24 protein-coding genes are annotated in these 25,890 nt (G+C 51.7%); 15 read left to right on the top strand and 9 right to left on the bottom strand.

Translation table 11 applies throughout. From position 1 onward, the window contains the following. The first annotated feature begins 515 nt into the window (after positions 1–515). A complete protein-coding gene (locus D3M70_RS31295) occupies positions 516–1,775 on the top strand; it encodes a hypothetical protein (RefSeq protein WP_120130097.1) in 1,260 nt (419 codons plus the stop codon). Then, on the top strand, positions 1,765–2,211 hold the full coding sequence (locus D3M70_RS31290; protein ID WP_120130095.1) for a hypothetical protein: 447 nt from the start codon (positions 1,765–1,767) through the stop codon (positions 2,209–2,211). The genes D3M70_RS31295 and D3M70_RS31290 overlap by 11 nt, the downstream gene beginning before the upstream one ends. Before the next feature lie 296 nt (positions 2,212–2,507). On the opposite strand, the gene D3M70_RS31285 is transcribed toward D3M70_RS31290, so the two are convergent. The 4 genes from D3M70_RS31285 to D3M70_RS31270 form a co-directional block, all read right to left on the bottom strand. Then, positions 2,508–2,870: an NUDIX hydrolase gene (locus tag D3M70_RS31285; protein WP_120130105.1), complete on the bottom strand. Its 363-nt coding sequence runs from the start codon at positions 2,868–2,870 to the stop codon at positions 2,508–2,510. A gap of 282 nt (positions 2,871–3,152) precedes the next feature. Beyond that, positions 3,153–3,605: a chromate resistance protein ChrB domain-containing protein gene (locus D3M70_RS31280; protein ID WP_120130094.1), complete on the bottom strand. Its 453-nt coding sequence runs from the start codon at positions 3,603–3,605 to the stop codon at positions 3,153–3,155. An 81-nt stretch (positions 3,606–3,686) separates the two neighbouring features. Beyond that, a complete protein-coding gene (gene chrA, locus D3M70_RS31275; protein WP_120130092.1) occupies positions 3,687–5,045 on the bottom strand; it encodes a chromate efflux transporter in 1,359 nt (452 codons plus the stop codon). Further along, complete coding sequence (locus D3M70_RS31270) at positions 5,038–5,982, bottom strand: chromate resistance protein ChrB domain-containing protein (RefSeq protein WP_120130090.1); 945 nt, start codon at positions 5,980–5,982, stop codon at positions 5,038–5,040. The genes chrA and D3M70_RS31270 overlap by 8 nt, the downstream gene beginning before the upstream one ends. A 410-nt stretch (positions 5,983–6,392) precedes the next feature. Between D3M70_RS31270 and D3M70_RS31265 the strand changes: the two genes are divergently transcribed. Next, entirely contained in the window at positions 6,393–7,364 is a 972-nt protein-coding gene (locus D3M70_RS31265; RefSeq protein ID WP_375233065.1) for a DUF4113 domain-containing protein, read from the top strand. A 54-nt stretch (positions 7,365–7,418) separates the two neighbouring features. On the opposite strand, the gene D3M70_RS31260 is transcribed toward D3M70_RS31265, so the two are convergent. Continuing rightward, a complete protein-coding gene (locus D3M70_RS31260) occupies positions 7,419–7,742 on the bottom strand; it encodes a hypothetical protein (RefSeq protein WP_120130087.1) in 324 nt (107 codons plus the stop codon). 59 nt (positions 7,743–7,801) lie between these two features. After that, positions 7,802–8,269: a conjugative transfer protein MobI(A/C) gene (gene mobI, locus D3M70_RS31255; RefSeq protein WP_120130086.1), complete on the bottom strand. Its 468-nt coding sequence runs from the start codon at positions 8,267–8,269 to the stop codon at positions 7,802–7,804. A gap of 495 nt (positions 8,270–8,764) precedes the next feature. On the opposite strand from mobI, the gene D3M70_RS31250 reads away from it, so the two are divergent. Both D3M70_RS31250 and D3M70_RS31245 read left to right on the top strand, forming a co-directional pair. Then, complete coding sequence (locus tag D3M70_RS31250) at positions 8,765–9,775, top strand: ParM/StbA family protein (protein ID WP_120130084.1); 1,011 nt, start codon at positions 8,765–8,767, stop codon at positions 9,773–9,775. Positions 9,776–9,789: 14 nt separating this feature from the next. Beyond that, a complete protein-coding gene (locus D3M70_RS31245; protein WP_120130082.1) occupies positions 9,790–10,347 on the top strand; it encodes a hypothetical protein in 558 nt (185 codons plus the stop codon). 54 nt (positions 10,348–10,401) lie between these two features. Here D3M70_RS31245 and D3M70_RS31240 read toward each other — a convergent pair whose 3' ends face one another. Continuing rightward, positions 10,402–11,097, bottom strand: a complete 696-nt coding sequence (locus tag D3M70_RS31240) for a S24 family peptidase (RefSeq protein WP_120130081.1) — start codon at positions 11,095–11,097, stop codon at positions 10,402–10,404. Between the two features lie 452 nt (positions 11,098–11,549). Between D3M70_RS31240 and D3M70_RS31235 the strand changes: the two genes are divergently transcribed. The 8 genes from D3M70_RS31235 (at position 11,550) to trfA (ending at position 20,524) form a co-directional block, all read left to right on the top strand. Then, positions 11,550–12,113 (top strand): transglycosylase SLT domain-containing protein, encoded by a 564-nt coding sequence (locus D3M70_RS31235; protein WP_120130079.1) that lies wholly within the window; start codon positions 11,550–11,552, stop codon positions 12,111–12,113. Next, positions 12,110–12,619 carry a hypothetical protein gene (locus D3M70_RS31230; RefSeq protein ID WP_120130077.1) on the top strand — a complete coding sequence of 170 codons (510 nt, stop codon included), beginning with the start codon at positions 12,110–12,112 and terminating at the stop codon, positions 12,617–12,619. The genes D3M70_RS31235 and D3M70_RS31230 overlap by 4 nt, the downstream gene beginning before the upstream one ends. Beyond that, positions 12,612–13,043, top strand: a complete 432-nt coding sequence (locus D3M70_RS32175) for a hypothetical protein (RefSeq protein WP_165869944.1) — start codon at positions 12,612–12,614, stop codon at positions 13,041–13,043. The genes D3M70_RS31230 and D3M70_RS32175 overlap by 8 nt, the downstream gene beginning before the upstream one ends. 1 nt (position 13,044) lies before the next feature. After that, positions 13,045–13,818, top strand: a complete 774-nt coding sequence (locus D3M70_RS31225) for a FlhC family transcriptional regulator (RefSeq protein WP_165869943.1) — start codon at positions 13,045–13,047, stop codon at positions 13,816–13,818. A 134-nt stretch (positions 13,819–13,952) separates the two neighbouring features. Continuing rightward, positions 13,953–15,248: a 3'-5' exonuclease gene (locus tag D3M70_RS31220; protein WP_375233064.1), complete on the top strand. Its 1,296-nt coding sequence runs from the start codon at positions 13,953–13,955 to the stop codon at positions 15,246–15,248. A 2,524-nt stretch (positions 15,249–17,772) separates the two neighbouring features. Beyond that, positions 17,773–18,603 carry a ParA family protein gene (locus D3M70_RS31215; protein ID WP_120130074.1) on the top strand — a complete coding sequence of 277 codons (831 nt, stop codon included), beginning with the start codon at positions 17,773–17,775 and terminating at the stop codon, positions 18,601–18,603. Further along, positions 18,600–19,568: a ParB/RepB/Spo0J family partition protein gene (locus tag D3M70_RS31210; protein WP_256660051.1), complete on the top strand. Its 969-nt coding sequence runs from the start codon at positions 18,600–18,602 to the stop codon at positions 19,566–19,568. Before D3M70_RS31215 ends, D3M70_RS31210 begins: the two co-directional genes overlap by 4 nt. A gap of 8 nt (positions 19,569–19,576) precedes the next feature. Further along, positions 19,577–20,524 carry a plasmid replication initiator TrfA gene (gene trfA, locus D3M70_RS31205; RefSeq protein ID WP_120130072.1) on the top strand — a complete coding sequence of 316 codons (948 nt, stop codon included), beginning with the start codon at positions 19,577–19,579 and terminating at the stop codon, positions 20,522–20,524. A 1,072-nt stretch (positions 20,525–21,596) separates the two neighbouring features. On the opposite strand, the gene D3M70_RS31200 is transcribed toward trfA, so the two are convergent. Further along, positions 21,597–22,076, bottom strand: a complete 480-nt coding sequence (locus D3M70_RS31200; RefSeq protein ID WP_120130070.1) for a hypothetical protein — start codon at positions 22,074–22,076, stop codon at positions 21,597–21,599. Next, positions 22,076–22,999, bottom strand: coding sequence for a DNA-binding protein (locus tag D3M70_RS31195; RefSeq protein ID WP_120130069.1), 924 nt, complete (start codon positions 22,997–22,999; stop codon positions 22,076–22,078). Before D3M70_RS31195 ends, D3M70_RS31200 begins: the two co-directional genes overlap by 1 nt. 1,175 nt (positions 23,000–24,174) lie before the next feature. Between D3M70_RS31195 and D3M70_RS31190 the strand changes: the two genes are divergently transcribed. After that, on the top strand, positions 24,175–25,076 hold a 902-nt coding region (locus D3M70_RS31190; protein WP_165869946.1), incomplete at its 5' end, for a DNA replication terminus site-binding protein. A gap of 55 nt (positions 25,077–25,131) precedes the next feature. Beyond that, positions 25,132–25,863, top strand: a complete 732-nt coding sequence (locus D3M70_RS31185) for a hypothetical protein (protein ID WP_120130065.1) — start codon at positions 25,132–25,134, stop codon at positions 25,861–25,863. Positions 25,864–25,890: the final 27 nt, after the last annotated feature.

Raw genomic sequence — 25,890 nt, 5'->3', positions numbered from 1 at the left:
CAAAACTCCATGGCAATGCGGCATGATGCTCCGGCTTCAATTCAATAACCGTGTTGCACTCAGCTTCTGCAACCGCCACGCGTTTCGATCAGATGCGGCGTCTGTTTGTTCTTTGCGAAGAGGCAGGAATACTTGCCAGCGAATTAAGCCACTTTCCGCTCGTATGCGAACGGATCCCTGCCTTTCTTAAGACCTCGAGAAAAACCGAGTTTCTGACGTTAATGCATGAGCTTTACGCGTCCAGAGAGACCGTGGGGTTTACGTTGCTGGATTCAGGCTCTCTAACCCGTCTGGCTGCGCTTTTCCCCACTCACCACACCTCTCAAACACCATACATCCCCCCACGTATTTGGCGCTATCAAGTTACTAGGCTGCGAGAGTGCCTTGATGACTTCCTATCCCATCGAGAACAGGTTGAAGCTTGTTATCGGTTCTGTTTCGCGGCTTACGAACATAACCAGAGGGTTTCGGAGAGAACAGCGTGCGTAAACGCTCCGCCTTTTTGCGGCCATAAGATGCAATTATCAGGCGCTAAAACAGGGCTTCGTTTTCTCGGCGCGTTTGCAAATACCGCGAAACGCTTCGGTATCTTCGAGCTACTTGAACGTTGGGTAGGTCGAAGTGGCGACTTGCAAGTAAAAGCGCTGACTAAATATCTGAAACTGGTCAACGGCGCGGGATTAGCTTACATCCTTAACTTCAGTCTCATGCGGGTCGAGGAAGCATGGAATCTTCGAGCCGGGTGTCTTGACGTCGAGCACGACAAGAGCTTCGGCGACATTTTTTTGTTACGTGGACAGACGACAAAAACGCTCTCTGATAACAACGCCCTTTGGGTCACATCCCCATCTGTGGCGGTCGCCGTGAAGGCGATGGAAGTTATTTCTCTGTTTCGCTCATTACACGCACCTCACGAAGCCGCGAGAGTTTCCGCCGAGCGTTACTTGACCGATTTTTCTCACGAGCCTTGGAGCCCATTGCGCAATAAAGGTGATCACTCACTGAGACCGAGCATTCTGTCATATGCCGACTTTTTGGGGCAGCATGGGAAGCTCTTTGACTTAGAACGTTTGCGTATCACGCCTGAGGATTTGAAATTGGCCCGGCTAGCTACTCCTTCATTGCCGGAGGAATATCAAGTGGGTGCTGTATGGCCGTTGGCTTGGCATCAGTTGCGTAGAACTGGGGCAGTGAACATGCAAGCTTCCGGGCTCGTAAGTGATGCTTCGCTTCAGTACCAGCTCAAGCACGTCACACGAGCGATGAGCCTTTACTACGGACAAAATCACTCGCGGATGCGTCTAGAGGAAAAGGCTCACACTCTGTACGTTCGCACAATGTACGAGACGCTCGGAAGAGAGTTGCAGCAGCTTACGAGTGAGCGTTTTGTCAGTCCCCATGGAGACAAACGAAAGGCTGAGATCGTTCGGCTGATTTCGCCAGAGGATGCGAAGAAGATGATTGGTTTGGCAAAGAAAGGCGCGGTCGCCTGTCGCCCGATAATTCTTGGCGTTTGTTCGAGTCGCAAGCCTTGTCCGTACGGCGGAATTGACAATATTGCCCATTGCGGGGGTGGTGATTCAGTGGATGCAAAACCTTGCCCTGATGTGCTGTATGACTCAGAACGACTGGGCGCGGTAGATGATCTTGAACATGTACTCAAAGAGCGACTTGCTACTGCTCAGGATGGGAGTCCGCTAATGGAATCGTTGAAGGCTCAACAGCGAAGCGTAGAGAGCTTCCGTCGTGTCGTAGGGAGCGAAAATGGACGTTGAACTCCCTGCTCGCCGCAGCGCGGCTGATCAATATCGTGATGCTTTTGAGCGCCTGAAATTCGATAGGCCACAGCTTCTACCAAAGGGGACACCGGTTACTCAGAACAACGTGGCCAAAGAGGCCGGGAGCGATCCGTCGGCGCTTAAGAAATCTCGTTTCCCAAGTCTCATCGCAGAGATAAAAACCTACGTGGAACAACATGCGGAGGAGCGACCTCCTTCGTTGAACAAGGTAAATCTTCTCGCCCGCCAGAAAAGCCGCGCCCTGCGTGATCGGATTGAGCAAGTTGCCCGGCAGCGCGACCAACTCGCAAGCTTATTGAGCGAAGCGGATGCGAAAATCATTGAGCTGTATGACCGTATCGCTGAGCTTGAGCGGCAGTTGCCTGCGTCCAATGTAATTTCGTTGGATCCGCACGGCCCCAGAAAGCTTTGAGAGGACAACTCGCATGCAGCTAGTCGCCTGGGTGTACACGCCCCGCGACTAGCCACTAGGCTTAAAGTGGTTAGCCGTGTCGAGAGCTATATTAAAAAGAGCTTTCGCGACTTCAAGGACGCCTGGCTCACGCACCACAAGGCTAGGTACGAGACTCAATGGACGTGTCGTGAGCCTGGTACTTGACCAACCGTTTGCATTCGACTTGACCGGCAGAGAACGACCCATCGTGGACACTCATTCTGATGCGAAGAGTCGATTAACCTTTGTGCGAACCAGAACGATCCAGGGGGGAGTTAAAGGCGACGTAGAAATGATCTGACAATCGATTTCGTAGCATCGCTTGTGTCTGAGTCATGAAACGTGTTCAGAGAATGCCAAATGCACTCGATGATCTCGTTTTGAGGCGTAGCGTTTTCGGCATCTGGGACAGAAGCTTCAAAAACATGGTGGCGTGTGTTGCCTGCATCGAACTCAAAAATGTACAGGAGCTGATCAACATTTAGCCCAGTTTCTTCTTGGAGTTCTCGAGCAGCAGCTCCAGCGATAGCTTCGCCAGTTTCTACTTTGCCACCAGGCAAAGCCCATTTTGACTTCGGTTTGCGAACGAGCAAGATATGCCTATCTCTCTCGCATATGACTGTAGCCCTGACTTTCATTTTTTGACCCGGAAGGCATGCCATTAAATTGTAATAAAAATGTCATCTTCAAGGCGCGTTTATCGACGAACGCAAAATTTAGAGCCAGCCTAACTCAAAAAAGTGCCAGATTGTCTTAGGCTTGAGTGATTTTGATGGGGTCTTAGCGAATGACCGCTTCATAAGGGCTGCAATCGAAAACCCATTGCAGACATTTACCGGCTCAACAATCAGCCGAATGGCGATCACTGTCACTCATGTAGAAAGCCCAGCTCCAGGCTGGGCTTCGGTGGGCTGGTCTCCTCACATCTGCGGAGGCCAGTTATGTGATTCGCCTTGGCATTCCTTGCACCAGGCGTAGAGCGCGTCATACATGATCAGACCGTGAGCCAGCATTTCATGGTCGTCGGCAAAGCGCCGCGATAACCCTAGCGAAATCGCGTACAGCCCAGCCGATTGCAGTGTCAGATCCAGGCGAGAGGTATCAGCACCACGTACGATTTTTGCAAGCTGCTGCAAGGCAGGGTCATTGAGCTGGTACTTCTTCAGGAACGCATCGAAGCTGCATAACTCGCCCTCATGAGTCAGTTCTACGCCGGGAATGTCGTAGGGCGCAGCGTCTTTTTCCGCTGCGATCCGCAGCACATCGCCGCTGGGGACGTATAGAAACTCGGGCTGTGGATCTATGAAACGGGTGATTAACCAAGGACAGGCAATCCGGTCAATCTTGGGTCGTTCACGGGTAACCCACCTCATGAGACACCTCCTGCCTACCTCGGTAGGCAGCGTGATCGGGCGAGCCCAATGCCCGCCAGAATTGTTAATCAACGGGACTCTCTAGCGCAGCAAATGCACTGCCAAGCCCATGAGTGCACAGGCCATCAACACCTGGATGACACCCCGTTTGAAGCGAAACAAGGCAATCGCGGCGGCAATCGCGATCAACGCGGAAGGCCAGTCGAGGCTGCTGCTGAAGCCCTTTGGCCACAGCACGTGATAGCCGAAGAAACACGCCAGATTGAGGATCACGCCAACCACTGCGGCGGTAATGGCGGTGAGGGGCGCAGTGAACTTGAGTTCGTTGTGGGTCGACTCCACCAGTGGGCCACCCGCGAGGATGAATAGAAACGAAGGCAGGAAGGTGAACCATGTCACCAGGGATGCCGCGACAGCGCCTGCCATAAACACCTGATCAGCCCCGAATACTTGCGAGACATAGGCCCCGACAAAACCGACGAAGGCCACCACCATGATCAGTGGCCCTGGTGTGGTTTCACCCAGCGCCAGGCCGTCGATCATCTGTGTTGGAGTTAGCCAGCCATAGTGACCGACCGCACCCTGGTAGACATACGGGAGCACAGCGTAGGCTCCACCAAAGGTCAGCAACGCCGCCTTGGTAAAGAACCAGCCCATCTGGGTCAAGGTGCCTTCCCATCCAAAAACCACGGTCAAAATGCCCATCGGCAATGCCCATAGCCCGACGCCGATCAGTGCCAGCATGGCCAGTTTTAGCCAACTGAACCGGGCATGTTCCGGGGACGGGGTGTCATCATCAATCAAGGCTGGGCCGAAGGATTTTTTCGCAGCGCCATGGCCACCGGCTCTGAACTTCTCGGGTGCCAGACGTCCGCCGAAATAGCCGATCAATGCCGCACCCAGCACAATCAACGGGAACGGAACGTTGAACGCGAAGATGGCGGTGAATGACGCCGCCGCTATCGCCCACAGCCAATTATTTTTCAACGCCCGAGAGCCAATCCGATGGGCCGCCTGCACCACAATGGCCGTCACGGCGGGCTTGATCCCGTAGAAGAGCCCGGCCACTACGGGTACTTCACCAAAGGCGATGTACATCCACGACAGGGCGATCAGGATGAACAATGAGGGCAGCACAAACAGTGCCCCCGCAATCACGCCACCCCAGGTTCGATGCATCAGCCAGCCGATGTAGGTTGCCAACTGCTGGGCCTCCGGCCCAGGCAGCAACATGCAGTAGTTGAGGGCGTGCAGAAAGCGGCGCTCGGAGATCCAGCGCCGCCGCTCTACCAACTCCTGGTGCATGATCGAAATTTGCCCCGCTGGCCCACCGAAGCTAATAAAACCGAGTTTTAGCCAAAACCAGAACGCCTCACGCAGACTGATCGCCTCCGGCCTTGACAGCTCTTCTTCAACCATTGGTGCCAAAACCTTATTCATTGGGTTGTTCCTCTTTTACAAACCCGGCGAGCAGGCCGTCGAAGATGGCGCTCGCAGCGGCCAGCAGGTGGTCGTCGTGGAGAATGGTTTCCCGTAGCCCTGCGAGCACACGCTCGATGCCGGCAGCCTCCAAAGGCTGAATACCGCCGATATCGAGGTAGTGCACCAAGGCCGCGATGCGGTTCAGGCCGGGTTCTTGAAGCTCAAAACTGGCTTGCAGAGTTTCGAAGGTCACGCGATTGCCGACATGACTGAAGGTCGCACCATCGAAGTCGAAGCCCAGCGCGTCTGCTGGACAGTCATGTGGAGTATCCAGCCAGAGGATCTGGGCTTGAGGATCAATGAAGCGCCGAATCAACCAGGCACAAGCCAGACGGTCAACCCATGGACGCTTACGTGTCGCCCAGACACGACCTTGATAGTCGCCACGGTTGAGTGCCGTTATGGGCTCGTCGCGGCTATGGGGTTCGTCCGCAGATAACGCTCTGCTGACTGCCGTCTCAAGCTCCTGCAAGGCTGAATCAATCTGCTCCTTGGGCTTGCCTGGGAAGTAATCGATGCTGGAAAGCTGATCGTAGGTTTTGCGCAGCTTGCGAATCTGTTTGGTGGTGGCCAATGCGTTTTCAGGATTAAGTTGCCCACGGCATTCTTCGATCTCTGCGCGTAGCTTGCTGTAGTCATCGCTACGGTCGAACAACTCGACAAAACGCTCACCCTGCGGATCGACCACCGGCAGGATGTAAGCAGTGCCATTGATGGAGAGGATGTCGCGTTCGACAGACGCCAAGACTTCACGACAGACATTGGTGTCAGGCAACAAGTAGGCACCATCGCGTAAAACCGCTGCACCTGAGGCCTTCAAAGCCCGCCAGGCCCGCATGCGTTCAGTAGCATTGGCAGTGGGTAAACCGAGAATCAGAGCTAACCAATTTTTCATGTAGAGTAAGATATTTATTATGTAGTAATAGCTACATTACTCTTGATCTGGGCGTTTGGAAAGCTCCCATTCACAGCTAGGGTATTGGCGAGACCAACGGAAAAAGGGGGCGAACACAGAGTCAGTATTTGCTGTGCGAGGTGACCTTGTGAGTGAGGCTCTCAAGCTTCAGACGTTCGGGATGAGCGTCTGGTTTTGGCCGATGTTTGCCCCTTACGGAGGGTCGCTATGGGCTGTAGCTGCCTGTCATGAATGATTCCATTAGGCCAGAAGCGGTTCTGTCCTCAGTCAACAGCAGATTTCGGTATGGACAAATTAGACTCTGAAAGCCCTTCATAGGTGGGTATCCATGGACATGGTGCATTCAGCGTGAAACCAGAATTGGCGCAAGTTTCACGCATGTCCATGGGTTGACATCTTTCCTTTACATCGATGAGGCCTTCTGTCTATGCGACGGAATGACGGATGGTCAGTTGCATCAGGTAGCGGTTCAGATTCGAAGCCGTGTTCGTGCTTGGTGCGGTTTGGGAACAGGCGCAGGCATTGGCCCTACCCCTACGCTGGCCAAGCTCGCCTCGTATGCGGCTAAGCGAGTGACAAAAACTGGCCTTGTAAATCTAATGGACCCTGAAGATCGGCTCTTGATGCTGCGAATTGCACCGGTTTGCGAGGTGTGGGGAATCGGTCCCGCTGTATCTGAAAAGCTTCGACTGATGGGGGTTAAATCCGCTGCCGATTTCGCATCACTTCCCCGGCATGTGATAGAGAGGGAGTTTCCAGTGACGGTCTTGCGGACCCAGCTTGAGCTTAATGGCGTGTGTGCTGTCCCACTGACGGGAAATGACGGTACGCGTGAAATGATCAACGTCTCACGGAGCTTTTCTGTCCGTATCGAAACCGCGGAAGGACTTGTGACTGCAGCTGTGGCCTTCGCGGAAAAGGCATCCATCAAGCTTCGCAAGCAAGGCTCTGTAGCCTCTGCAATGCGCGTTTACGCTCGCTCGAGCCCCTTCGAAGATAGGCATGCACCATTTGCCAGAACCGTCACAGTACCCTTCTCGCAACCTCTCGCAGATTCAAGAGCGTATGCCCGAGCAGCTGCGCAAGCAGCACGAGCAATCTACAAACCTGGCGTCCGATTTTCAAAGGTTGGCGTCTTGCTGATGGGCATACAGTCTGCAACGGAAATGTACCAGCAGGATATGTTCGGGTATGACGCTGGCGCTGAGCAAAGGGTTATGGGAGCCATGGATGAGATCAATGCGAAGTTCGGACGGGGGACCGTTGTACTGGGTCGCACCGTATCGGCAAGCAAAGGCAGCGGTGAGAATGTGAGCCCAGTTTTTTCCTGTCGCTTGTCAGATCTCAAGCTCGTTTACTGACAGGGACCATCGCAGCAGGTATCAGCACGCTGCTAGTCCCTGTCCATTTTTTTGCTAAGCCTCAACCTGCTTCGGCCTACTAAATGCCAGAGTCAGATGATTTCGGGTTCGAGATGTGACGGTGGCCCTCCACTCGTTTTCGAGTCGACGCTTCGCAGCAACCTGCGCCGGCATCAGGGGAAGATGGCCCCGCTCGAGACAATCGAGCGCTGACGCTTGCCCGGCCTCATCAAGATGCTTGGCCGGTGCTTCCAAAAACTTCGAGAACGAGACATCCGTAATTCTGCTTACGCGTGCTTCGCAGTAGATGTCGGCCCAAAGATCCAACTCCGCACGAGCTATGGTGATGGAGGATGGGGTTTCGGTGATGTTGGACATGAATGATCCTTAAGCTGATAGACAACCTGATGCTACCTCAGATCTCTAAAGTGCAATCCCTACACGGGAGGGTTGGCGTTTACGCGTCGCTGAATCTCTAGCAACTGCTTTCGAGCCTTCATGTTCATCACCAAGGATTCTCGAAGAATCGCGAATTTTGGCTCGTATTGGTGAAACAGTTGCTGAAGCCAATAGTCAGCTTTGCGAATCACGGCATTTGGATTGTAGGTGTGACTGTCCCGCCCCTTCTTGATCACTTCCTGCCGCTGTCGTTTACCTCCACCAGGCTTGTCCGAAAAGATGATTCGGGTCCACACAATCGACACAGACCCTTCCCGATTGGTTTTCACCTGAACACTTCGATAAAGAAGCTTGCCTTCATCCCGTGCATCTTGAATGAACTGATCCTTCAGCCTGATCGCTTCAGCCTTGAGCTGCTCATGAATCGCATCACATTCCAGGATCATCGGAAGGTAACGCGCGCTGAGCTCGCCACGCAACGCTACACCGTTGATAGGTTCAATCATTTCGCTACCCTTATAAGAGAAATGTAGCTCCCCACATTTCCCTTACTAGCCTGCCTGTCAACAGCAGGTTTTCAGGCTGATCGGTGAAATCTGTGGTCGACAACATGTTACAGCTTGCATTTCCCTTATAAGGGAAATCCAAATCAAATTTTAGCATCTTGCTCCCCTATCTTTATCACATTTCCTTTATAAGGGAAATGTAGGTTGGTTTTGATTCAGCACGGGGGGGAGCATTTGTATCTACTAATGCGGTCAAAATTCCCATTTTCGACGAGACGTCCATGGGCTCGAATTGGGGGGTTGCATATTGAAAATGGGTGGCAGGATTTGAGTGAGTGGCGTTTGTAGACCGTTTGTAGCTCATCAAGCAGCAAGTGGAATCGACGCCTGAGTAACCGCGGCTCTGATTCCTCATTCAATTGTCGGCCGATTGTCGATCGTTTGAGTGATGAGTCGAAGCAACGCAAATCACCACAATGGCGCTGAGGAGCCCCAATGGCCACTAAACAGAAGATCGACCAACCATTCGTTGTCGGGCTGGATATCGGATACAGCAATGTAAAACGCGTCTCAGGCTACGCCGACGAAGAACACCCGAGCGTAGTGGTGCGGCCGGCCCAGGCCGCACCCGTTAGCAGCTTGAATGGCAACGCGACGCTGAAAGAAGGTGAGCACTACGTTCACGTCAACAATGAGCCGTGGGTGGGCTTCGTAAATCCCGGTCGGGCAGGAGTCAAGCGCGAACTGCATGCAGACTACCCAACCACTGACGTATACAAAGCATTGTTCAATGCTTCCATCAGCGATGCGTGCCAAGGGGGGCAGAGTGAGATCGATCACCTCATCACTGGTCTGCCGGTTTCACAAGCGCGAAAACCAGAGCTAGTAGAGCGTTTGGTCACTCAGTTGACCGGCAGCCACCTTGTCGCTCCCAAGCGAGAGATTGTGGTGCGCAAGGTCACCGTGCTGCCTCAACCAGTCGGGATCTTGAACCACATATACGCTTTTCATCCCGACGCCGAGATTTTGGATGAATCAGTGGTGCTCGTGCTTGATCCAGGATTTTTTTCCGTTGATTGGGTTGTGTTCCGACGTGGGGACATCGTTCGTGACTCATCTGACTCATCGATGGACGCTATGAGTGCCCTCCTCGATGCGGTTAACAATGAGATTGCCAAGGAGTTTGGAGGTAACGGACCTGGTCGCGACAAGATCGAGATAGCTTTGCAAAGCGGCAAGCAGCATGTCTATCTGTATGGGGAAGCTGTGGCACTTGCTCCGTTCATCAACAGAGCTTCTGCTGCAGTAGCGCCCAAGGCCCTCCTAACCATGAAACAGCAGATGCGATTCCTGGAAGGTGAAGCCATCGATTTCGTGCTAGCTGGCGGCGGCGGCGGCGATTACTACGTGGACGCAGCCAAAGAGGTCTTCCCACGCTCAAAGATTCTCTCTGCTGATGAGCCTGTTTCCTCAGTAGCATTTGGCTACTGGCTGCACCACACCTAAGGGAGATGCTGGTGATGAGCGATGTGGACGATGACGAATCGACCCTTAAAATGCTGGTAAAACTGACAGCAGAAACAAAGCTTCTGTATCAGGATCTCCAATCAACAGCAAAGATGCGGCGAGCTAGACGTCTCCTCTACCTCGCTCAGATGGGGCTGATGGCGGAACGGAGCATGGAAGCTGGGCATGCCCCGCTCCAAGCTCAGATAGCAAATGGAGATACAGGTGGGAAAATGCTGTCGAAATCTAGTCATGCAAGGATGAGTGACCAACCGACTGAGTCGGCCCCAGCGAAACCGGAGCCAGTGACGCTAGGTGATGATGCCAAAGCAGATCTGGATATCCCACGAGCATCACAGGACATGGGTCGACAGCCGGAAAAAGCTACTGAGCCTCAAGCGAAGCCACCGGGCCTTTCTGAGACTGAAACTCAAGAAATTGGAGGTTCGGATGAACACGCCAATACTGGCGACGCTAAGGGAGGTCGAAAATCGCTAGGGGTTTCCCCGATCCATGAACCGCCTGGAAGGAGGCGGCGTAATGCACCAGGTTGGATCGCGAATTTGAGCTAATGAAAAGCCCGCAATGTGCGGGCTTTTTACTTCAGATTAGAAATATTAAACAGGTTATAAAGCGCTGAGCGACACCTTACATACCAATTTTCCAATGACAATTGTGTCATTATTTTTAGGCTCACGCGTATCGGCTGTTAAATTAACCGTAGTTCCCATGATATTCGGGTTAGTCGAGGTAAGGGCAAACCCTGTGGCGACAGGAGAAACCTGGCGTATTAGTACGGAGTTCCTGAGCGCAATAAGGAAAACCCCTTCGTCAAATGAATTTTTCGTTATGTCGACCAGGACAATATCGTTCCGCCCCACCACTCCAGCCATGGCGTCAGTATTGACGGAAACCGCACGAGTTCGATCAGGCGTCAAACCGTACTCCCCCAGCAAACGAAGCGGGATAGGGAGCGTTTTCATGACCGGATCTACCCCGCCTTCAGCAGGAGCGCTAGGCAGAAAATTCAGGGTAAACGCCAGATTTTCGGGGGTATGTACCAGTAAAGACACAGAATCGCCTGTCTGCGGTCCATCTGAACCAGTGCTCAAATACTCAACAGTGGTTTCGAGAGCTCGAGCCAATTCGATGAGGCGCTCTCGAGGGCAAGAAGTGCCTTTATAGAGCATATTTTTGACGGTCGATTCTGCCTCATTCACTAAATAGGACAGCTTCAAAGCGGAGAGGTCCTGTCTCTTCATCAAATCCTGAACACGACTTACAAAAGCCTCGTGTGTGATCGCTTCGGGTGAATACTGCATTTGCGGAGGGTCTCCGTCAATTGCGACCTAAACGCCTATTTGCTCTGCAGTAGAGCACGAGTTCTTAAAATTTAGGTCGGCATACAAAGAAAAAAAAGCGTTTATAGCGGTGTCAATTTACACCTATTCATAGGTTCAGATCAAAACTAATCTCAAATGGCCTCTACTGGATCAGATTTAACCAGAGAAAGGGTCATTTTAAGTAATGTCACATTGACGCCATTTTCTCGACAACCGGGTCAGAAATGGGTTCCCGCACCGATTTGAAGGGAATTTAGCCCAAAGTTCCCTTCATACGACGTCAATCCACGACCGTTCGTCGCTTGGATCCACATCATTTACACCAAAACGGGGTCAGATCGTGGTGAACCATCTTGAAACATCCTGAACCATGGGTAGAATGCGCCGCATAAACAGCGTCACATTTACACAGCGGATGGGGTCACATTGCGATGGAATGGTTCAACAGGCATAAGCTGATTGGCGCTGCCCTCTTGGGAGTTCTGAGCCAGCAGGCGTCGGCTTTTAGCCTCAAAGGAACGGTGTGGGACCAAGAATCAACCAGACAATGCAAGATTGATCCGAAGCTTTTGTACGCAGTGGCACTTGTTGAGTCGAAGAAATACGGTCAGGGCTTAGTCGCTCCCAACCCCCTGGCTCTGAACATCTCCCAAAAGGGATATCACCCAGGGTCCAAGGCGGAAGCGGAAGGCCTTCTGGCTGATGCTCTGACGCGAACCCAGTCTGTTGCAGTAGGAGCGATGCAGGTCAGCATCAGGTGGAATGGGCATCGTGTAGCTGATCCAAAAGAGCTACTCGACCTCCGTACAAATGTCCGGATTGGTACACAAATCTTTTGTGAATTTATAAAGGACGGCCAGGGCGACCTACCTCTGGTCCTTGGCCGATACCATACCCCCAACAAAGAACTGGAATCTGTTGCCCGTGACTATGGCCGCGATGTGATCGCTGTGTGGCGCCGGCTCATCGTTCTTGAGCAGGAAGGTGCACGATGATGGACGCATTCGCTTTGGACCTAACCTTGCGGCTTGCAAGAGAATGGGCAACTGCCAACGACCCAGCTTTCGGTAGGTACTTTGACCTCTCGCCAGTTGATCGTCTCTGGATCGTAAATGCTACTGATGCAGATCTCGCCGAGGTTTCGGCAATCCCTACCTCAATTCTGTTTGTAAATGTTGGAGAGTTGAGCGATAGCTACACCGAAAATTTCCGCACCCCCTCCCCTTCTGTCGCGGCCATCAGTCAGATTCTGGGCGCCGTAGCTGACGATCTCAAAACCAGAGGCCGAGTGGCCCGCATCAACTGGGGAATCAACAGCGAAGAGAAAGCTGATTGGCTCACGAAGAGCAACATGCGAGATCGAATGATGTTGGCCGACCAAGGTCGTGTAACGTTCTCTGCTCGAGCCCCATTCTCGAAAATTCAGGTGGGTATCCCTGACAGCCACGTGAGAATCGCGAATGTAATGCGGATTCTTTCAGGGGGCCGCCGGAGTGAATAACCAACGTCTTGCAGCAACGCTACTCAAAGCGGGCCTAAATTCCGTTTTTGTTCAGATCCAAACCGGGCTTACACCTGACCAGGTATTGATCAGTCGCGATCGCAAGGTCAGCTCCATCCGACGGGGCACCTTACCGGTTCCAAGAATTGAAGACATTCTTGCGAGCCCCTCAAAGAGTGCTTTCGCGGCCGGCTTACTTCTTATCTATACAGCTGACGCTACAGATTGGCAGCGTCAAGTTGACCCGTTGGCTTTGCTGTCGGCGTACGAATCTTACCTGCAGGAGCACATCGCACTAGCCGCAAAAGATGCACCCTCCCCTCTTTCGCTTGACGAGGCATGGGTGCTCTGCAGAGAGCTGCGTTGCGATGGTGAAACTTCGCTTCAAAACAGACTTATTTCCAGCATTATCAAAGGGCATTGAGATGGACGAATCACTGGCTAAAACACTTGTGCACGTAGGCTTTCGATCGGCAATCATCCGTATTCACACCGGTATGACTCGGAAGCAGGTCACCAGCTTGCGCAAGCGGGAAGGCATCGTCGGTCCATCAGAATCTGGCCCACTGCCCAATGCGGAAAGTCTGCTCGCAAAGAAAGAAGCAACGCTTGAAGCAAGCCTCTTTATGCTGGCCTACCTGATAACGGCGAAAGCGCCTCGCTCGGAAATTGACGTAGATGCGGTGATGGCAGCGCACTCTCAATACTACGATTGCCACGCTGCACTGCGGAATGGCCAACTGGATCTCGAGAATGTCCTCGAGATTGACGATGCATGGGTTATCGCTCGGGACTACCGGTCCAAAGAGGTAACCATGCGATCTTGCTCCACATGCCATATCGAATTCGTGGTGAGCATTAATCGTCCAAAACATTGCTGCCCGCTATGCGAAGGTGTCCAGGTCCGCGATCGCTTCCACTGCGACTTTGCAGACCGATCGCTGACTCACAAGACGCCTGCTGAGCTCATTGAAATGTCTTCGAAGGTAAGCCAGTGGATCAATTGGGGATATTCTGTTGAGGAGATCAAGGCGGAGTATGAGTTGACTGACAAAGAGTTTGCAGCTTGCAAGAAGCTGCAGAGCTTTGGTCCTGCCAAACTGCAGGATATTCTGAACCGCTACGCTAGCGGCGACCGACTAGTCAAAGCCCTTCTGAGTGGCACAAGAACGCAGACAGCCCCACTCAGAGCTCGTTAAATCATGCATGCGCCTACAGATGAGCAGGCGGCATTCAGAAAAGCCGCTGTGGAGCTTTTGGGGCTCCTAGGGGCGTCATCAAATCAACTGCCGGCGCTGGATGTGGAAAAACTACAGCGCTCAAAGGTGCAGCATTGGACTGCAGAGAAGCCGGGGCAACCCGGCTTCTTGTATTGGCGTTCAGCAAAACCTTGATTGAGTCACTGCAGACCACATTCGGTGATGTAGCAGCGGTAAGAACGTTCAACAGCCTTGCATTCGAATGGGCCAGGACTCTCATAATTGGACGATCAGTAGGTCAGGTTTACCCCTCTCACGTCATTGAAGCCTTTGATTTATCTAGAAAAAAGCTACCCATCGAAGTGATGAGCTTCGCCAAGGTCACCATTGCAATCCTGATGAATTATTGCCACAGCAGTAATCGGGAGTTCGGCAAACAGCACATTCCAGGTTGGGTAAGAGACCCTGTTGTAGGTGAACTGGGGGCCAAATATGCTGTAGTCCTTTTTAACGCCTTAAGACCTGGTAGTAAGACGAAATTGCACGTCCCCCATGAGGTCTACGTCAAAGCATGGCAGTTGGATGGCTGTCCTGGCCTTTCCACCTTCGACCAGGTCTACATGGACGAAGCTAATGACGCTACTGATGTCATGCTTTCGTGCTTGGCATTTGCCAGGCGCGCTTGCTACGTTGGAGACGCAGGACAACAGATCTCCTCCTTCCGCGGCTCAAAGGATGCAATGCTCAAAGTTCCGGGCAAACAGTATCCACTGACTCTATCGTTTAGGTTTGGCCCCCAAATCGCGAGCTTAGCCAATCAGATCCTCTCGAAGAAAACCACACCGCCCTCTATTTGCTTAAGAGGGATGGCAGGCAAACCAAGTCGTGTCGGCCCCATCTCAGCGAAGGAGCAGCACACTAGGCTTTTCCGAACTAATGTCGGCGTAATCAGAGACGCAATGGCATTGAGCGACATGGGAGAGTCCTACGCCATCACGGGCGATATGGCTGACCTGCGTGACAAGATTCTGTCCACGTACGCGCTATTAAGAAATGCAAAAAATGAAGCACGGCACCCGGCTTATGCATTTTTCAAAAACCATGAGGACCTGGCTGAATGGTCACATGCTCACCCAACCACTGAAGCGGCTCTGCTCTATAGCCTGGCACGGGATTACTCAAGGCGTGAAAGTGATCTCAATCGACTACTCACAGGCCGAGCAAGGGACACAAATCCCAAAATCCAGCTGATGACTTGCGTACGAGCTAAAGGGAGAGAATTCAACAACGTAGTTATTCGCGATGACTTTCAGTATTCCGGACCATCACGAGGGGCCTCCCCTCCTCCGATCGGCGACGAAGAATTGAACACACTGTATGTTGGGGTTACGCGAGCCAGGCTCGCAGTAGAAATGCAACCAACGATATAAAGTCTCGCAACGATTTGCTGTTGGAAAGGTCGCCACATGGCGACCTTTTTTTATTCCCACCATGGGAATTCCTTTAGGTGACGATCGACAAACAATTGTCGTCCGAATGTCGATCTATGCCCGCCCCTTGGAGGGGAGGAACTGTTGACGACAATCGTCTACTTCGATCGATCACCGATTGCGCAGCGATTGTCGATCGATTGTCTATCATCCCAGAAAGCAGAAACTGATTATGGGGTAAGGGCAGTAACACACTGCATGCGCCCTCCCCTTCACCGACGACCTTCAGTGGTCAACATCGCTAACGGTGGTGTTTTCTTCTAACCGTACGTTGCGCGGTAGGACCGGCCTAATGACTGAGCTAGGTCATTACTAAGCAGTCACTTCTTGCTTAGAGAAATTGGATAGAGACCGAAGACCTGCATCAGGATCTCCGCTTCAACTAAAACCGGACAGTTTCGACCTGTGTAGAGCCGTGATCGTACGGGCCAAGAGTCGCCATTTCCCATAATGGGAATCAGCTCCCACATAAGGACGTCAATCAGGCGGTATCCATTTCTCAAAACTGGGAGTGCTCTTGTTGACTCAACTGAAGCAATTAATGTGAATCCAGCCTGACGTGGCAAGAATACTTGTGTGAGGTTCAATTCAAGACGTGAGATAGCGATGGCCTTTGATTCCCATAGTGGGAATTACAGCTTTAAGGATAGAGGATAGCTTCTATCTCTGTATGCCGTGGCCAGACGGCCGCCATCAGAGATGTCCCACGAAAGGGGCGTTACTCGATCTAGGACTTCGCACCTGGCGGATAATCACCAGAGGCGGCAAAGCTAAACTATGCCATTGACTTCCTTTTCGGCGTCTATTCCTACCCAGAGAGCTTAGACATAGAACGGACCAACCGAGGACAGATGCATAGCAAAATAGAGCCCGCCGGTACTCTAAGCAAATGCTTCAGCGAAAAGAGTCGCATGTATTCCCATAGTGGGAATACTGCCGGGACAACAAGCGGTCAGGGATTCAAAACGAATGCTGTCAATACCAATGCCGCCAGGTGAAGCCCAGCTAGCACGGAGAGCACGGTGTTGCGGGGAGGAGCGCTTAAGCACTAGCTAACTCTCATAATCAAAATGGTTGTCGACCATGATGCCGCCGAGTTTCACATGCTTCTAGCAATCCCGCGGACTAAGGAGAGGCAAGCAGCGGTTTTCCATAACGAATGCCGTATGGGTCGTAGCATCGAAAGATGTTAGAGCCTACAACCCAGATCCTGAAAGATAATCGCAATGCCACGACTTGGAACAAAACGGCGATGCTCACAAGTCGGTGCATTGAAGAACGCGTGAGTAATTCGAGATTTGAGAGAGATCGTACTTTCGATAGTGGTAATTCAAAAGGCATGTATGGAAACAAATCGGTTTTTGCCTTCCACCGAGATGATCAACTGGGCACCAACAAAGGGGGGGCATAGAAACCTACGGCTTAAGCCACCCAGACATTCAATTCGGTAAAATTCCCATAGTGGGAATCTCGATGAAAAATCATCCTATTCATCGGGTCTCAGGAAGCGAGTACGCGTTCTTCGGACCAAGCAGCAGCTGAGAAGCCGATACTAGGAAGGGCAGGGAACGATCAGCAAGCTGACAGCTGGCAAGGAGAAGGATTTCCCATAGTGGGAATCACATAGGTGCATGAGCGAAGGGATAGTCCTAGTTTCTCGCTCCCCTCAACGGCTATCTGCGAGCCTACAAAGGAGACATGAAAAACGGCGGGGTAAGCCACCCAACCATTAAATCCGATGAAAATTCCCATAGTGGGAAGGTTGACCAAGGTCAACCAAATCAAAGCGACTGAAGAGAGGAGTGGGATCCTTCGGACCAATCAGCAGCGGAGCTAGCCAATGCTAGGCAGGGCAGAGCAGAGCAGAGCAGAGCAGAGCAGAGCAGGATCAGCAAGCTGACAGCTGGCTAGGAGAAGGAATTCCCATAGTGGGAATCACATAGGTTCATGTGCGAATAGATGTTCTTAGTTTCTCGCCCCCCTCAATGGCAATCTGCGAGCCTACAAAGGAGACTTAAAAAACGGCGGGTTAAGCCGCCACCATTCAATCCAATGAAAATTCCCATACTGGGAATTTTGACGAAGGGTCACCCAATTCAACGGGACTGATGAGAGGAGTACGATCCTTCGGACCAACCAGAAACGGAGGCAGCAGATGCTAGGCAGGGCAGGGCAGGGCAGGGCAGGGCAGGGCAGGGCAGGATCAACGAGCTTACAGCTGGCTGCAAGAAAGAATTCCCATAGTGGGAATCGAGAAATAGGAACACCGAACCCAGAATCGAGGCCGGCACAGAGGCGATCAGCTGCCAATCATGAAACGGGGCGTATCACAAGTCGACAACCAGGCTTCAGATAATGGTGGAAATATCCAAGGACAAGCGCAAAAAACCGGGCTAATGTTGCATAATGAGCATCACGGTGTATGACATTAAGAGGCATGCATCGAAAATATCTAGGAGCAGAAATGGCCGCCACTAAAGCCAAGCCCGGCGAAATTGATACTGTAATCATCGCAATTTGTAACCATAAAGGAGGGGTTACAAAGACAACTACAGCCATTAACCTGGCTGATAATCTTGCGAAGCAGGGTGAAGACACGTCCGTCGTGTTGGTGGACATGGATCCTCAGGCGAACGCGTCGATTCACATTGGTGTAGTGCACCCAATGAAAGTCAGCAAAAACCTCGCTGAATTAATGCTTCAGCCGAACCCTAATATTGCAACGTACATATTCGACGAGACTAGCGTTGAGGGCGTGAGCCTGATCTATGGATCGATGAGCCTGGAAAACGTACCGGACGTTATTCGCCATGAGGCAGCTCGGCCAAATGAAGTACTTAAGGAGCGACTAAAACCACTAATCGGTCATGCGGACTACATAATCTTGGACTGCCCGCCGAACCTTGGGCTTTTAACAATGAACGCCTTAGCTGCGGCAACACATTACATAATCCCGGTTGAATCGGGAGCCAGCTATGCGCTTTATGGACTCGCGGACTTACAGCAAAGAATCACTAAAATCAAGCAGATCAACCCCGAGTTGGATTTCTTGGGCGCTCTACTTGCAAAGCATGACAAACGAATGACCCTATGCCAAGAAACTGAATCGGATGCAGAGCAGTTATTCGGTAAGGTACTGCCCGTATACATTTCTCCGTCCACAAAAGTGAACCAATCTGTAGCTGTTAAGCTGACAGTGGGTGATTTAGATAAACGAAACCCAGTAGCTAAGCAGTACGCAGAACTAGCGGCATACGTGGCAAAGCAGACAAAAGGAAAGGGCCGTAAACCATGAGTAAAAAACCTGCTGTATCAAAAGACCCAGCAAATGAAAGTCCTCAAACCCAGGTGCCTAGAAAACGCACAGGGATCGGGGCAAGACTAGCTGGTTCAATGACCGCGGGATTCATTGCTCACCAAGAAATCGTGGGCACGATGGACAGAGAGAATGATACAAATCTCTGGACCGCTCGCCCAATAGACTTGAGTTCAATCGACCCAAACCCTTACCAACCCCGGCTACGTTTTGTGGGCATAGAGGCTCTGGCTCAGCTCATAGACGAGCAAGGACTACAACAGCCGATTACTGTACGACCTCATGGAGATCGCTACCAGATCGTCTCGGGGGAGCGGCGGTTTAGGGCGCACAAGCTATTGAAGAAGGCTTTAATTCTCGCCCACACCAGGACGATATCGGACCAAGAAATGTCAGCCTTAGCAATGGCTGAGAACCTTGGGCGGGAAGATTTAACCGATTACGAACTTTCGCGTTCGCTCATCAGACACAAGCGAGAGTTTGGCAGTGGATCTCAGACGCATGAAGAATTTGGCCTTAGTAAAACTCTCTATTACAGGCTCATGAGCTTCGAACAGCTTCCTGCACCAGTTGATGATCATCTTGCTACGGCGCCTGACATGATTTCAGGTTTAACAGCAGAAACGCTGGCTAGGATTTTCAAGAAACGATCAGAGGAGGGGATGTCTCTTGAATTGGTCCACAAAGCATTAATCACAATAGTGCAGAAAGCTTCAGCAACGGGCGGCCCAATTAAGAATCTTGGTGCACAACTAGAGGCTAAACTCGGAGGAGAACCCTCGGCCAAGATCACACCACAGAAAATTGAGATGAATGGTGGTCAGATCGGCCAGGTTAAAACCACGAAATCGCATTTCGAGTTGAAACTGAACAGAAGCACTTTCACACAAGAGCATCTCCAACAGATTGAAGACTTTGTGAAAAACCTTACTGCCGCCCGATAGGTCCCGATGTGAGCACTGAGAAATCAGAGAACCATAAAACTGCCGACTTGTTTAGCGGGGAAGACATGAATCTTGCCCCAAAAACTACACCTAAAACGACCAAAGGCAGTGGTATGCAGGCTGCCAGGGACAGGGCTGCGGCCGTCACGGCAGCCCAACAAGAGGTTGCGGAGCGTAGATTGAAGGCGTGGGCAGATGAGGTCCGAGAAGCGCCGAATGAAGCACTCAGAGGAGCATTGTTTACCGCAAGGAACCGCAATACAGCTCGCCAGCAGTTTAGGGCTGAAGAATTGGCAGTTTATGGAAACGCCCGTCTGATCTATACCGGGGAGGAGCTTCGCCAAGATGATCTAGACGTCTGGTTTCAGGTCCTGCATTTTGCGAGAGAAGCAGATCTTGGCCACCCAATCGCATTCAGCCCACTAGCCATGAAAAAAGAGCTGGATATGCCTTACGGCCGGAAGCACACCGATAGGCTCAAGACAATCCTAACCAGGCTGAAAGCTAACAGCTTGACGATACACTCAGAACGTCTCGGCAGGGGAGTGGCGCTGTCACTAATTCGGAAATTTGAGTACGACGATGCGCTGGAGGAAGACAAGCCAGGAAAGGACGTATCCTGGGTCGTTGAGTTGGAACCTGAAATCGTCAAGCTTTTCGGGAGCGGGCTTTACACCACCAGGATTGAGTGGGAACAGCGCCTGCAGTTGAAAGGTAACCTAGCAAAGTGGATGCAAGGCTTCTATGCATCACACTCAGAACCGTACGACATCAAAGTAGAAACACTGATCAAAAGCTCTGGATGCAAAGTTTCAACGCTTGGGAAAGCACGGCAGATGATCCGCGAGGCTTTAGCAGAGCTCATAAAATCCGGCTTCTTGATTGAAGGTTACATCGACAATAAAGACAAAGTCGTAGTGAAACGGCGTAAGACAAGCAAACAAGACCCCGCATAGCGGGGTTTTTTTTGATCAGAAAAAAGGGGAGGGTAGTAATCCAGGCCACAGATTATCCGCAGAACAATGGCGATGGAGTCAGAGCTCGAGAAGCACGCAAGGTCACGCAGTACCCATTCAGCGGCAGCAGTTGGCAGGAACATGGCATTCAGTCCATCAGCTGCCCAGTACAGCCCAGTGACGAAACGACACCTGACTACGGGGTAACTGAAGGACAGTTCCAGTATCTGATTTGCCCCCCAAGCGCACTCATGAGACAGAAAAACAGCTGAAAAAAGAAATTTCGGATGCAAATCGCTTGAGCTGATTTTGGCGTAAGGGGGGACGAGAAGAGCTAACTATGGGGTAAGTCAGTGGGAGGGGGGAGGGCTCACAAGGCGAACAGCTCCAAAGTAGGGCTGATTATGGAGTAAAAAAAGGCAGAAGGAACCATCGTGAACCGCACGCCGGGACCTGCACTATGAGGTAAGGGGAATGAAAAACCTGAAAAAAAGAGGTTCTGAGAGCACCAAAATTGCATTTGCAAGGGCAAAATCAGCGTTTATAGACGCTTTGGAGTGACCGCGAAGGGTGCAAATGAGCCTCCATCAGAGCAGAGCGGAGATTACCATACAGCCTTTTTTACCCCAAAATCAGGTCTTGGCAAAGAAATACGGCATTAGAAAACACGAATTAGAGAACCAGATAAAATCCTTGTAAATCAATGAGTTATAAAGAGTTACCCCATAATCAGTAGGCTTACCTCTAAGTCAGCTGCCTTTACTCCATAATCAGGGCAGATAAAAACAAGCAAAACCCTTATAAATCAAGGGCTTGCGAGCTGTTGTTAACATGATGGCGTATCTTAAAGGAGCCTTACCTCATGATCAGGTATGGTTACCTCATAGTGAGGTAAATTTACCTCATGATCAGGTATAAAAACCTCTTGATGAGGTAACGACAAATCTAGTCAAACCGTTATAAATCAAGGGGTTCAAGGATATTTCTAAGCCCCTTAACCGTCTTTAACCGCTTTTTAACCGCTTTTAACCATTCAAGCTATTTTTTGAATCGAAAGGTACAAAAGCGGGGTTCATTGCATACCGTTGATAAGGCGACCAGTCGTCCCCCGGAGCAGCAGCAGGGAGGTCTGAATGTCAGTCTGTGACTGGAGGGAAAGAACCTTCAGGCCTAGCGCGGATAAATGAAAGACCTTATCAGGTGAGACCGGAAGACTGAGGCTACCAGAGCCGTCCGAAACACGAAGATAAATGATCCCTTTCTCTGGTTGGTTTTCTAGCCGGATCGATTTGTTCTTATTCGAGCCGTGATTTCGAACGTCGAAAACAGGCAAGATCCCTAACAGCGCACACATGAGATTAGGCATCTCACGGTCAGTGACCTGCAACGAGATCTTGTTTGCCCAATCAAAGGTCTCACGGCCGGGTACACGAGCTGCCACATCTAGACCCAGGACAGGTTGACGTGAGGCGTTATAGGCAATCTCAAACTTAGCGGAAGCTGAAGCCCCATAGACGTGGAACCCTTGAGGTAGATCAGTCGACTTAGCCATCACGAAGCTACCGAGGAACTAGGAATCGATAGCCCCGCAGCCCCGATCGTAGCCTCAAGCTTTTGAATCAACTGGGTTGCTAGGGATAAGCGGTCTGACAAAGATTCTTTTTCGATATTACATAGGTGGGTGAGATTCTCAGCATCACTCAGCGATTTTCTCAGACTCTGCATCTGCGCCGCATTCTCAGTGCGCAAAGATTCAAGGACTTTGACTTTGCCCAGGCTTTGAGACTCAGTGTCACGAGCACGTTGCTCTCTTTGAAGGGCCAGATCCACCTTCATCTCAAGCTCCGCTGAAATCTGAGATAGCGAATCACAACGTTCCTGTAATCGAATGCATTCATCGCCGGCGCATTTGAGCTGGTCCGATTTTGCGTCGACAGCCAGTTGTAGGTCGTCAACCTTCGCCTGCAGCAGGGTGAGTGAGAGAGCCTGTTCAGCTTTCACATCATTCGACTTGTCCAGGGCGTCGCTTAACGACTGAATTTGCTCAAGAAACCCAGACCTTTCTTTATGCATCGAGCTGAGCTGATCCTCGAACGACTGGAGGAATTGAACAGCATCCTCCTGGCTTAAAACGAGACGATCGTTTTCGCGTGCAAGCTCAGCAAGCCGTTCTGCAAATTCACCATGAGCGGCAGTTGCCGAAGCGTTTGCTACATCCCGAAGAAGTGAATTCAACGCGGCTGAATGCTTTTTGACTGCTTTTTCGATGAGCTCAGCTACGGCCGGGGGAATTGGGGGCGAACTAGCCTCAAGGTCGCTGCCACCATTAAAGCTCTCATAGACACTCATTAAACGATCAGGCCTGCCTGATCCAAGGATGGCACGTAGCGACCAGCCATTCACAGCCTTGCCATCTCGTTTGAGTGAATCTCCAGCAGCAAGAATCTCCGCATCATCAAGACTGGGCTTTCTCATCGGGGCATCTCTGAAATTAACGTTTAGGGAAGGGTACCAGATTGGACATTTCCAAACAAACAAACAAACAAACAAACAATTGTCAGGATGGTCATGCGTGCGGAGGTGACCAGGTCATGCAGTCAGATTGGGCATGGAGACAGCAGGGCACTGTGCAAACGCTGGCCACCACGGATTGACGAAAACCAGTGCGTGATTTGTTTCTCAACCCACCCGAGGGATAGAAACGAATGACGAAGCCTGACCCTGAGGTCCCAGCACGATTACTGCGAACTTGAGGGATCTCGGCCAGGCTTTGGATTCCAGTAGTAGATCACTGCGCGGCCGGTTACGTGGGCTGGGTGAATAAAAGAGAAAATCCGGTAAGTCGAGAGCACTGTTACGGAGAAAGCACTTTTACCCTGATCGACAACTTGCTGCAGAGGTCAGCACCCTTGGCCCCAAGCACGAAGGCCAGCGCCAAATGGAGTCGGTAATGCAGGATGGCCATCGGTACGGTTGGCTTCTGCGATTGAAAACCAAGGAGCAATGCATGAGTACGGAAGAAGCGCCTTACCAGGATTGAAACCGATCGAGTTCATCGCAGGCGAAATACATCGGGAGCTGCAAGAGGTGGTCTCGTGTTGTCGGGCGACCACAGAAGGCCTGATGTATGAAACCGCGTGTTATCAACAGCGTGGCACCCTGCTAAAGGGTAACGGTCGATGTACGAGCGGTAATGGATGTAACGTAGACGAAAATAGCAGTCACAAAGGTTCCACCGGGTCGTTGCGTGTGGACAATCGCTCGACAATCGAAGAACTGCTGGTACCACCAAAAACGTAACAATTATTTATACCACCCCTGCACATGGCACAGGATAGAGCAGATCACCCTCTGTAACATCCACGGTGTCCCCCCAACCCTCAAACGCCCTACTGCGCTGCTGATGGCCCATTTAGACCATAAGCACTGGTCTGACCTACCCCTGGTACTGATCGGCCCGCGCAGCGCGCGATGGAAGGTGGAAGGGAGGTGAAAGGAAGGAAAGAATGGAAGGTAAAGCAGGAAGCCCCAACTCGGTTGGGCAGGTTGCAGGAGGTGGTGGGGGTGGTATGAGTAAAAGCCGTACAGGGGTGGTATAATTTTGCATTTAGGAGGCGTTCATGTACGACGAAATCCAGCGTGCCTACGANTGGTCGCCGGCAAGGTCTGGGACTTACCGCTGCTCCAGGAGCAACGAACACCCGAAGTCATAGAGGTTGCCGGCCTTACCGGCAGTGATGCGATTGACGCCGCGATAGGGGCGATCAGTTCGTTTGAACGCGATGTTGGCCAGGCCGCAGGTACGGTTATGCGCCTACCAGGTTATTTCCAGTTGAAGGACTCCGTTCTGCAGTATGCGATCGACATCAACGATGCTAAGCAACAACTTGCCGCAGCGATTGACGCAGAGCGCATCGCGCAAAACCTTACCGCTGAGATGCGGCCGCGGATAATGCGCCGAGCGTTAGGTTCAGCAACATTCAGCACCAAACAGTTGCAAAGGTCAGTTCACGCATTCGACGGAGCTCCAAGACGGATATCATTCACTTGGGCAGGCCATACAACCGGTACCGAACGCATAATGGTGGCGAAGGTCCGTGAGCAGCTTATGGCAGAAGCAGAGACACGTGCAGCAAACGAAGAGATCCTGATCCAGGACACTCCTGAATTTTTCGATCTGACTGCCATAATGAAGCTGTCCGACAGTGAAGTTTTGATTAAGCACAAGAACATCGCTCCCCATCCTAGGTGCACCATCTGGTTTGGCCCCACTGGAGAACGATGGAGCGCTCAACCAAAAGCTAACCTTCCCGTGTTCGTTCTGGCGGGTGAACCCCCCATGAAGCTCTCTGAGCTAAAAAAATTCGACAAGACTGCGAGGGGTGGTCGCCGGCGCGACGTGAAAAATCGGGAGGAGGTTTGGCCGCAACGAGACATGTATCTGCCTTCGGGGATCGGCAATCTAGGAGATTCCCACCAGGTAGAGCAGGAAGATGAACATCAAGTACCGTCAACGTATCGACTCGGGGGCGTCGTTTACGAGCGCTCGTGAGCTTGCAAAATTCTGGAGTAGGGTAGGATTGAAGCAAGTCGAAAGGAGCAACTAAATGAAAAGTGTCATCGCCGCTGAAGCAAAACGTGCAGAATCTCTGATCGAGGGTTACCTGAGCTTACCACCTGACTCCATCGATCTCGAGTTGTTCAACCCAAGCGTTCTCAACCGTGCGCCCAAAGAATTCGCCCAAGCAGTTGCAGCCATTCAAGCTGTAGCTGCAAAGAGTCGCCCATCGCAAGCAGACGCTGCATATGCAGTGAACGTGGTCGACCTCATGGCAGAGTATGCACAGCGCCCAAGATTGTCGCCAGCCACACAGAAGCTGTGGGCCGCAGAGCAGGCAATACGAGAGTCAGGTGTGGGCCTGACTCTTCGGCACCTCGTGGCGATCGTGCTGGCGATAGGCGGTATTGTTGTCGGTGGAAGCGCAGAAATGAGCATTGGGGCACAGGCTTATGCTTACGCCGCTTTAGCGTTCCTCGTAGTATCAGGTGCACTGTCCTTGTCACATTCCCGAAATGCTGAAATCAACGTGCCGTTTTTCAGCCTTTCAGCCCTAATCGGATTCTGTGTGATCACCGAGAAAACCGGAGCTAACGTAGCTTTCTTGGCACTGTTGGCCACCGCAGTGTTTTTCATGGTGGGGACGATGCTTAGTTTCAACCGTACCAGTGGAAAGGGGCCAGAAACCTATGAGCCACAGCTGCCACCTCTTGCTGAATACAACCCTTACGTGATCACCGAGGGAAATGATATGTCGGAGCCACTCAAAAACCTTCAATAAAAAACCCGGCAGATGCCGGGTTTTTTA

The organism is Pseudomonas sp. LS-2, assembly GCF_003605735.1.
Lineage (GTDB): Bacteria > Pseudomonadota > Gammaproteobacteria > Pseudomonadales > Pseudomonadaceae > Aquipseudomonas.
This window is presented reverse-complemented; position numbering and strand designations above follow the sequence as displayed.

What these genes read in the sequence shown, in the direction of transcription:
- D3M70_RS31215 (WP_120130074.1), top strand. Translation starts at nt 17,773, where the DNA reads ATGGCCGCCACTAAAGCCAAGCCCGGCGAAATTGATACTGTAATCATC.
- D3M70_RS31230 (WP_120130077.1), top strand. Translation starts at nt 12,110, where the DNA reads ATGATGGACGCATTCGCTTTGGACCTAACCTTGCGGCTTGCAAGAGAA.
- D3M70_RS31200 (WP_120130070.1), bottom strand. Translation starts at nt 22,076, where the DNA reads ATGGCTAAGTCGACTGATCTACCTCAAGGGTTCCACGTCTATGGGGCT.
- D3M70_RS31240 (WP_120130081.1), bottom strand. Translation starts at nt 11,097, where the DNA reads ATGCAGTATTCACCCGAAGCGATCACACACGAGGCTTTTGTAAGTCGT.
- D3M70_RS31245 (WP_120130082.1), top strand. Translation starts at nt 9,790, where the DNA reads ATGAGCGATGTGGACGATGACGAATCGACCCTTAAAATGCTGGTAAAA.
- D3M70_RS31290 (WP_120130095.1), top strand. Translation starts at nt 1,765, where the DNA reads ATGGACGTTGAACTCCCTGCTCGCCGCAGCGCGGCTGATCAATATCGT.
- D3M70_RS31260 (WP_120130087.1), bottom strand. Translation starts at nt 7,742, where the DNA reads ATGTCCAACATCACCGAAACCCCATCCTCCATCACCATAGCTCGTGCG.
- chrA (WP_120130092.1), bottom strand. Translation starts at nt 5,045, where the DNA reads ATGAATAAGGTTTTGGCACCAATGGTTGAAGAAGAGCTGTCAAGGCCG.
- D3M70_RS31210 (WP_256660051.1), top strand. Translation starts at nt 18,600, where the DNA reads ATGAGTAAAAAACCTGCTGTATCAAAAGACCCAGCAAATGAAAGTCCT.
- D3M70_RS31225 (WP_165869943.1), top strand. Translation starts at nt 13,045, where the DNA reads ATGGACGAATCACTGGCTAAAACACTTGTGCACGTAGGCTTTCGATCG.
- D3M70_RS31270 (WP_120130090.1), bottom strand. Translation starts at nt 5,982, where the DNA reads ATGAAAAATTGGTTAGCTCTGATTCTCGGTTTACCCACTGCCAATGCT.
- mobI (WP_120130086.1), bottom strand. Translation starts at nt 8,269, where the DNA reads ATGATTGAACCTATCAACGGTGTAGCGTTGCGTGGCGAGCTCAGCGCG.
- D3M70_RS31280 (WP_120130094.1), bottom strand. Translation starts at nt 3,605, where the DNA reads ATGAGGTGGGTTACCCGTGAACGACCCAAGATTGACCGGATTGCCTGT.
- D3M70_RS31295 (WP_120130097.1), top strand. Translation starts at nt 516, where the DNA reads ATGCAATTATCAGGCGCTAAAACAGGGCTTCGTTTTCTCGGCGCGTTT.
- D3M70_RS31250 (WP_120130084.1), top strand. Translation starts at nt 8,765, where the DNA reads ATGGCCACTAAACAGAAGATCGACCAACCATTCGTTGTCGGGCTGGAT.
- D3M70_RS31285 (WP_120130105.1), bottom strand. Translation starts at nt 2,870, where the DNA reads ATGAAAGTCAGGGCTACAGTCATATGCGAGAGAGATAGGCATATCTTG.
- D3M70_RS31195 (WP_120130069.1), bottom strand. Translation starts at nt 22,999, where the DNA reads ATGAGAAAGCCCAGTCTTGATGATGCGGAGATTCTTGCTGCTGGAGAT.
- D3M70_RS31185 (WP_120130065.1), top strand. Translation starts at nt 25,132, where the DNA reads ATGAAAAGTGTCATCGCCGCTGAAGCAAAACGTGCAGAATCTCTGATC.
- D3M70_RS31235 (WP_120130079.1), top strand. Translation starts at nt 11,550, where the DNA reads ATGGAATGGTTCAACAGGCATAAGCTGATTGGCGCTGCCCTCTTGGGA.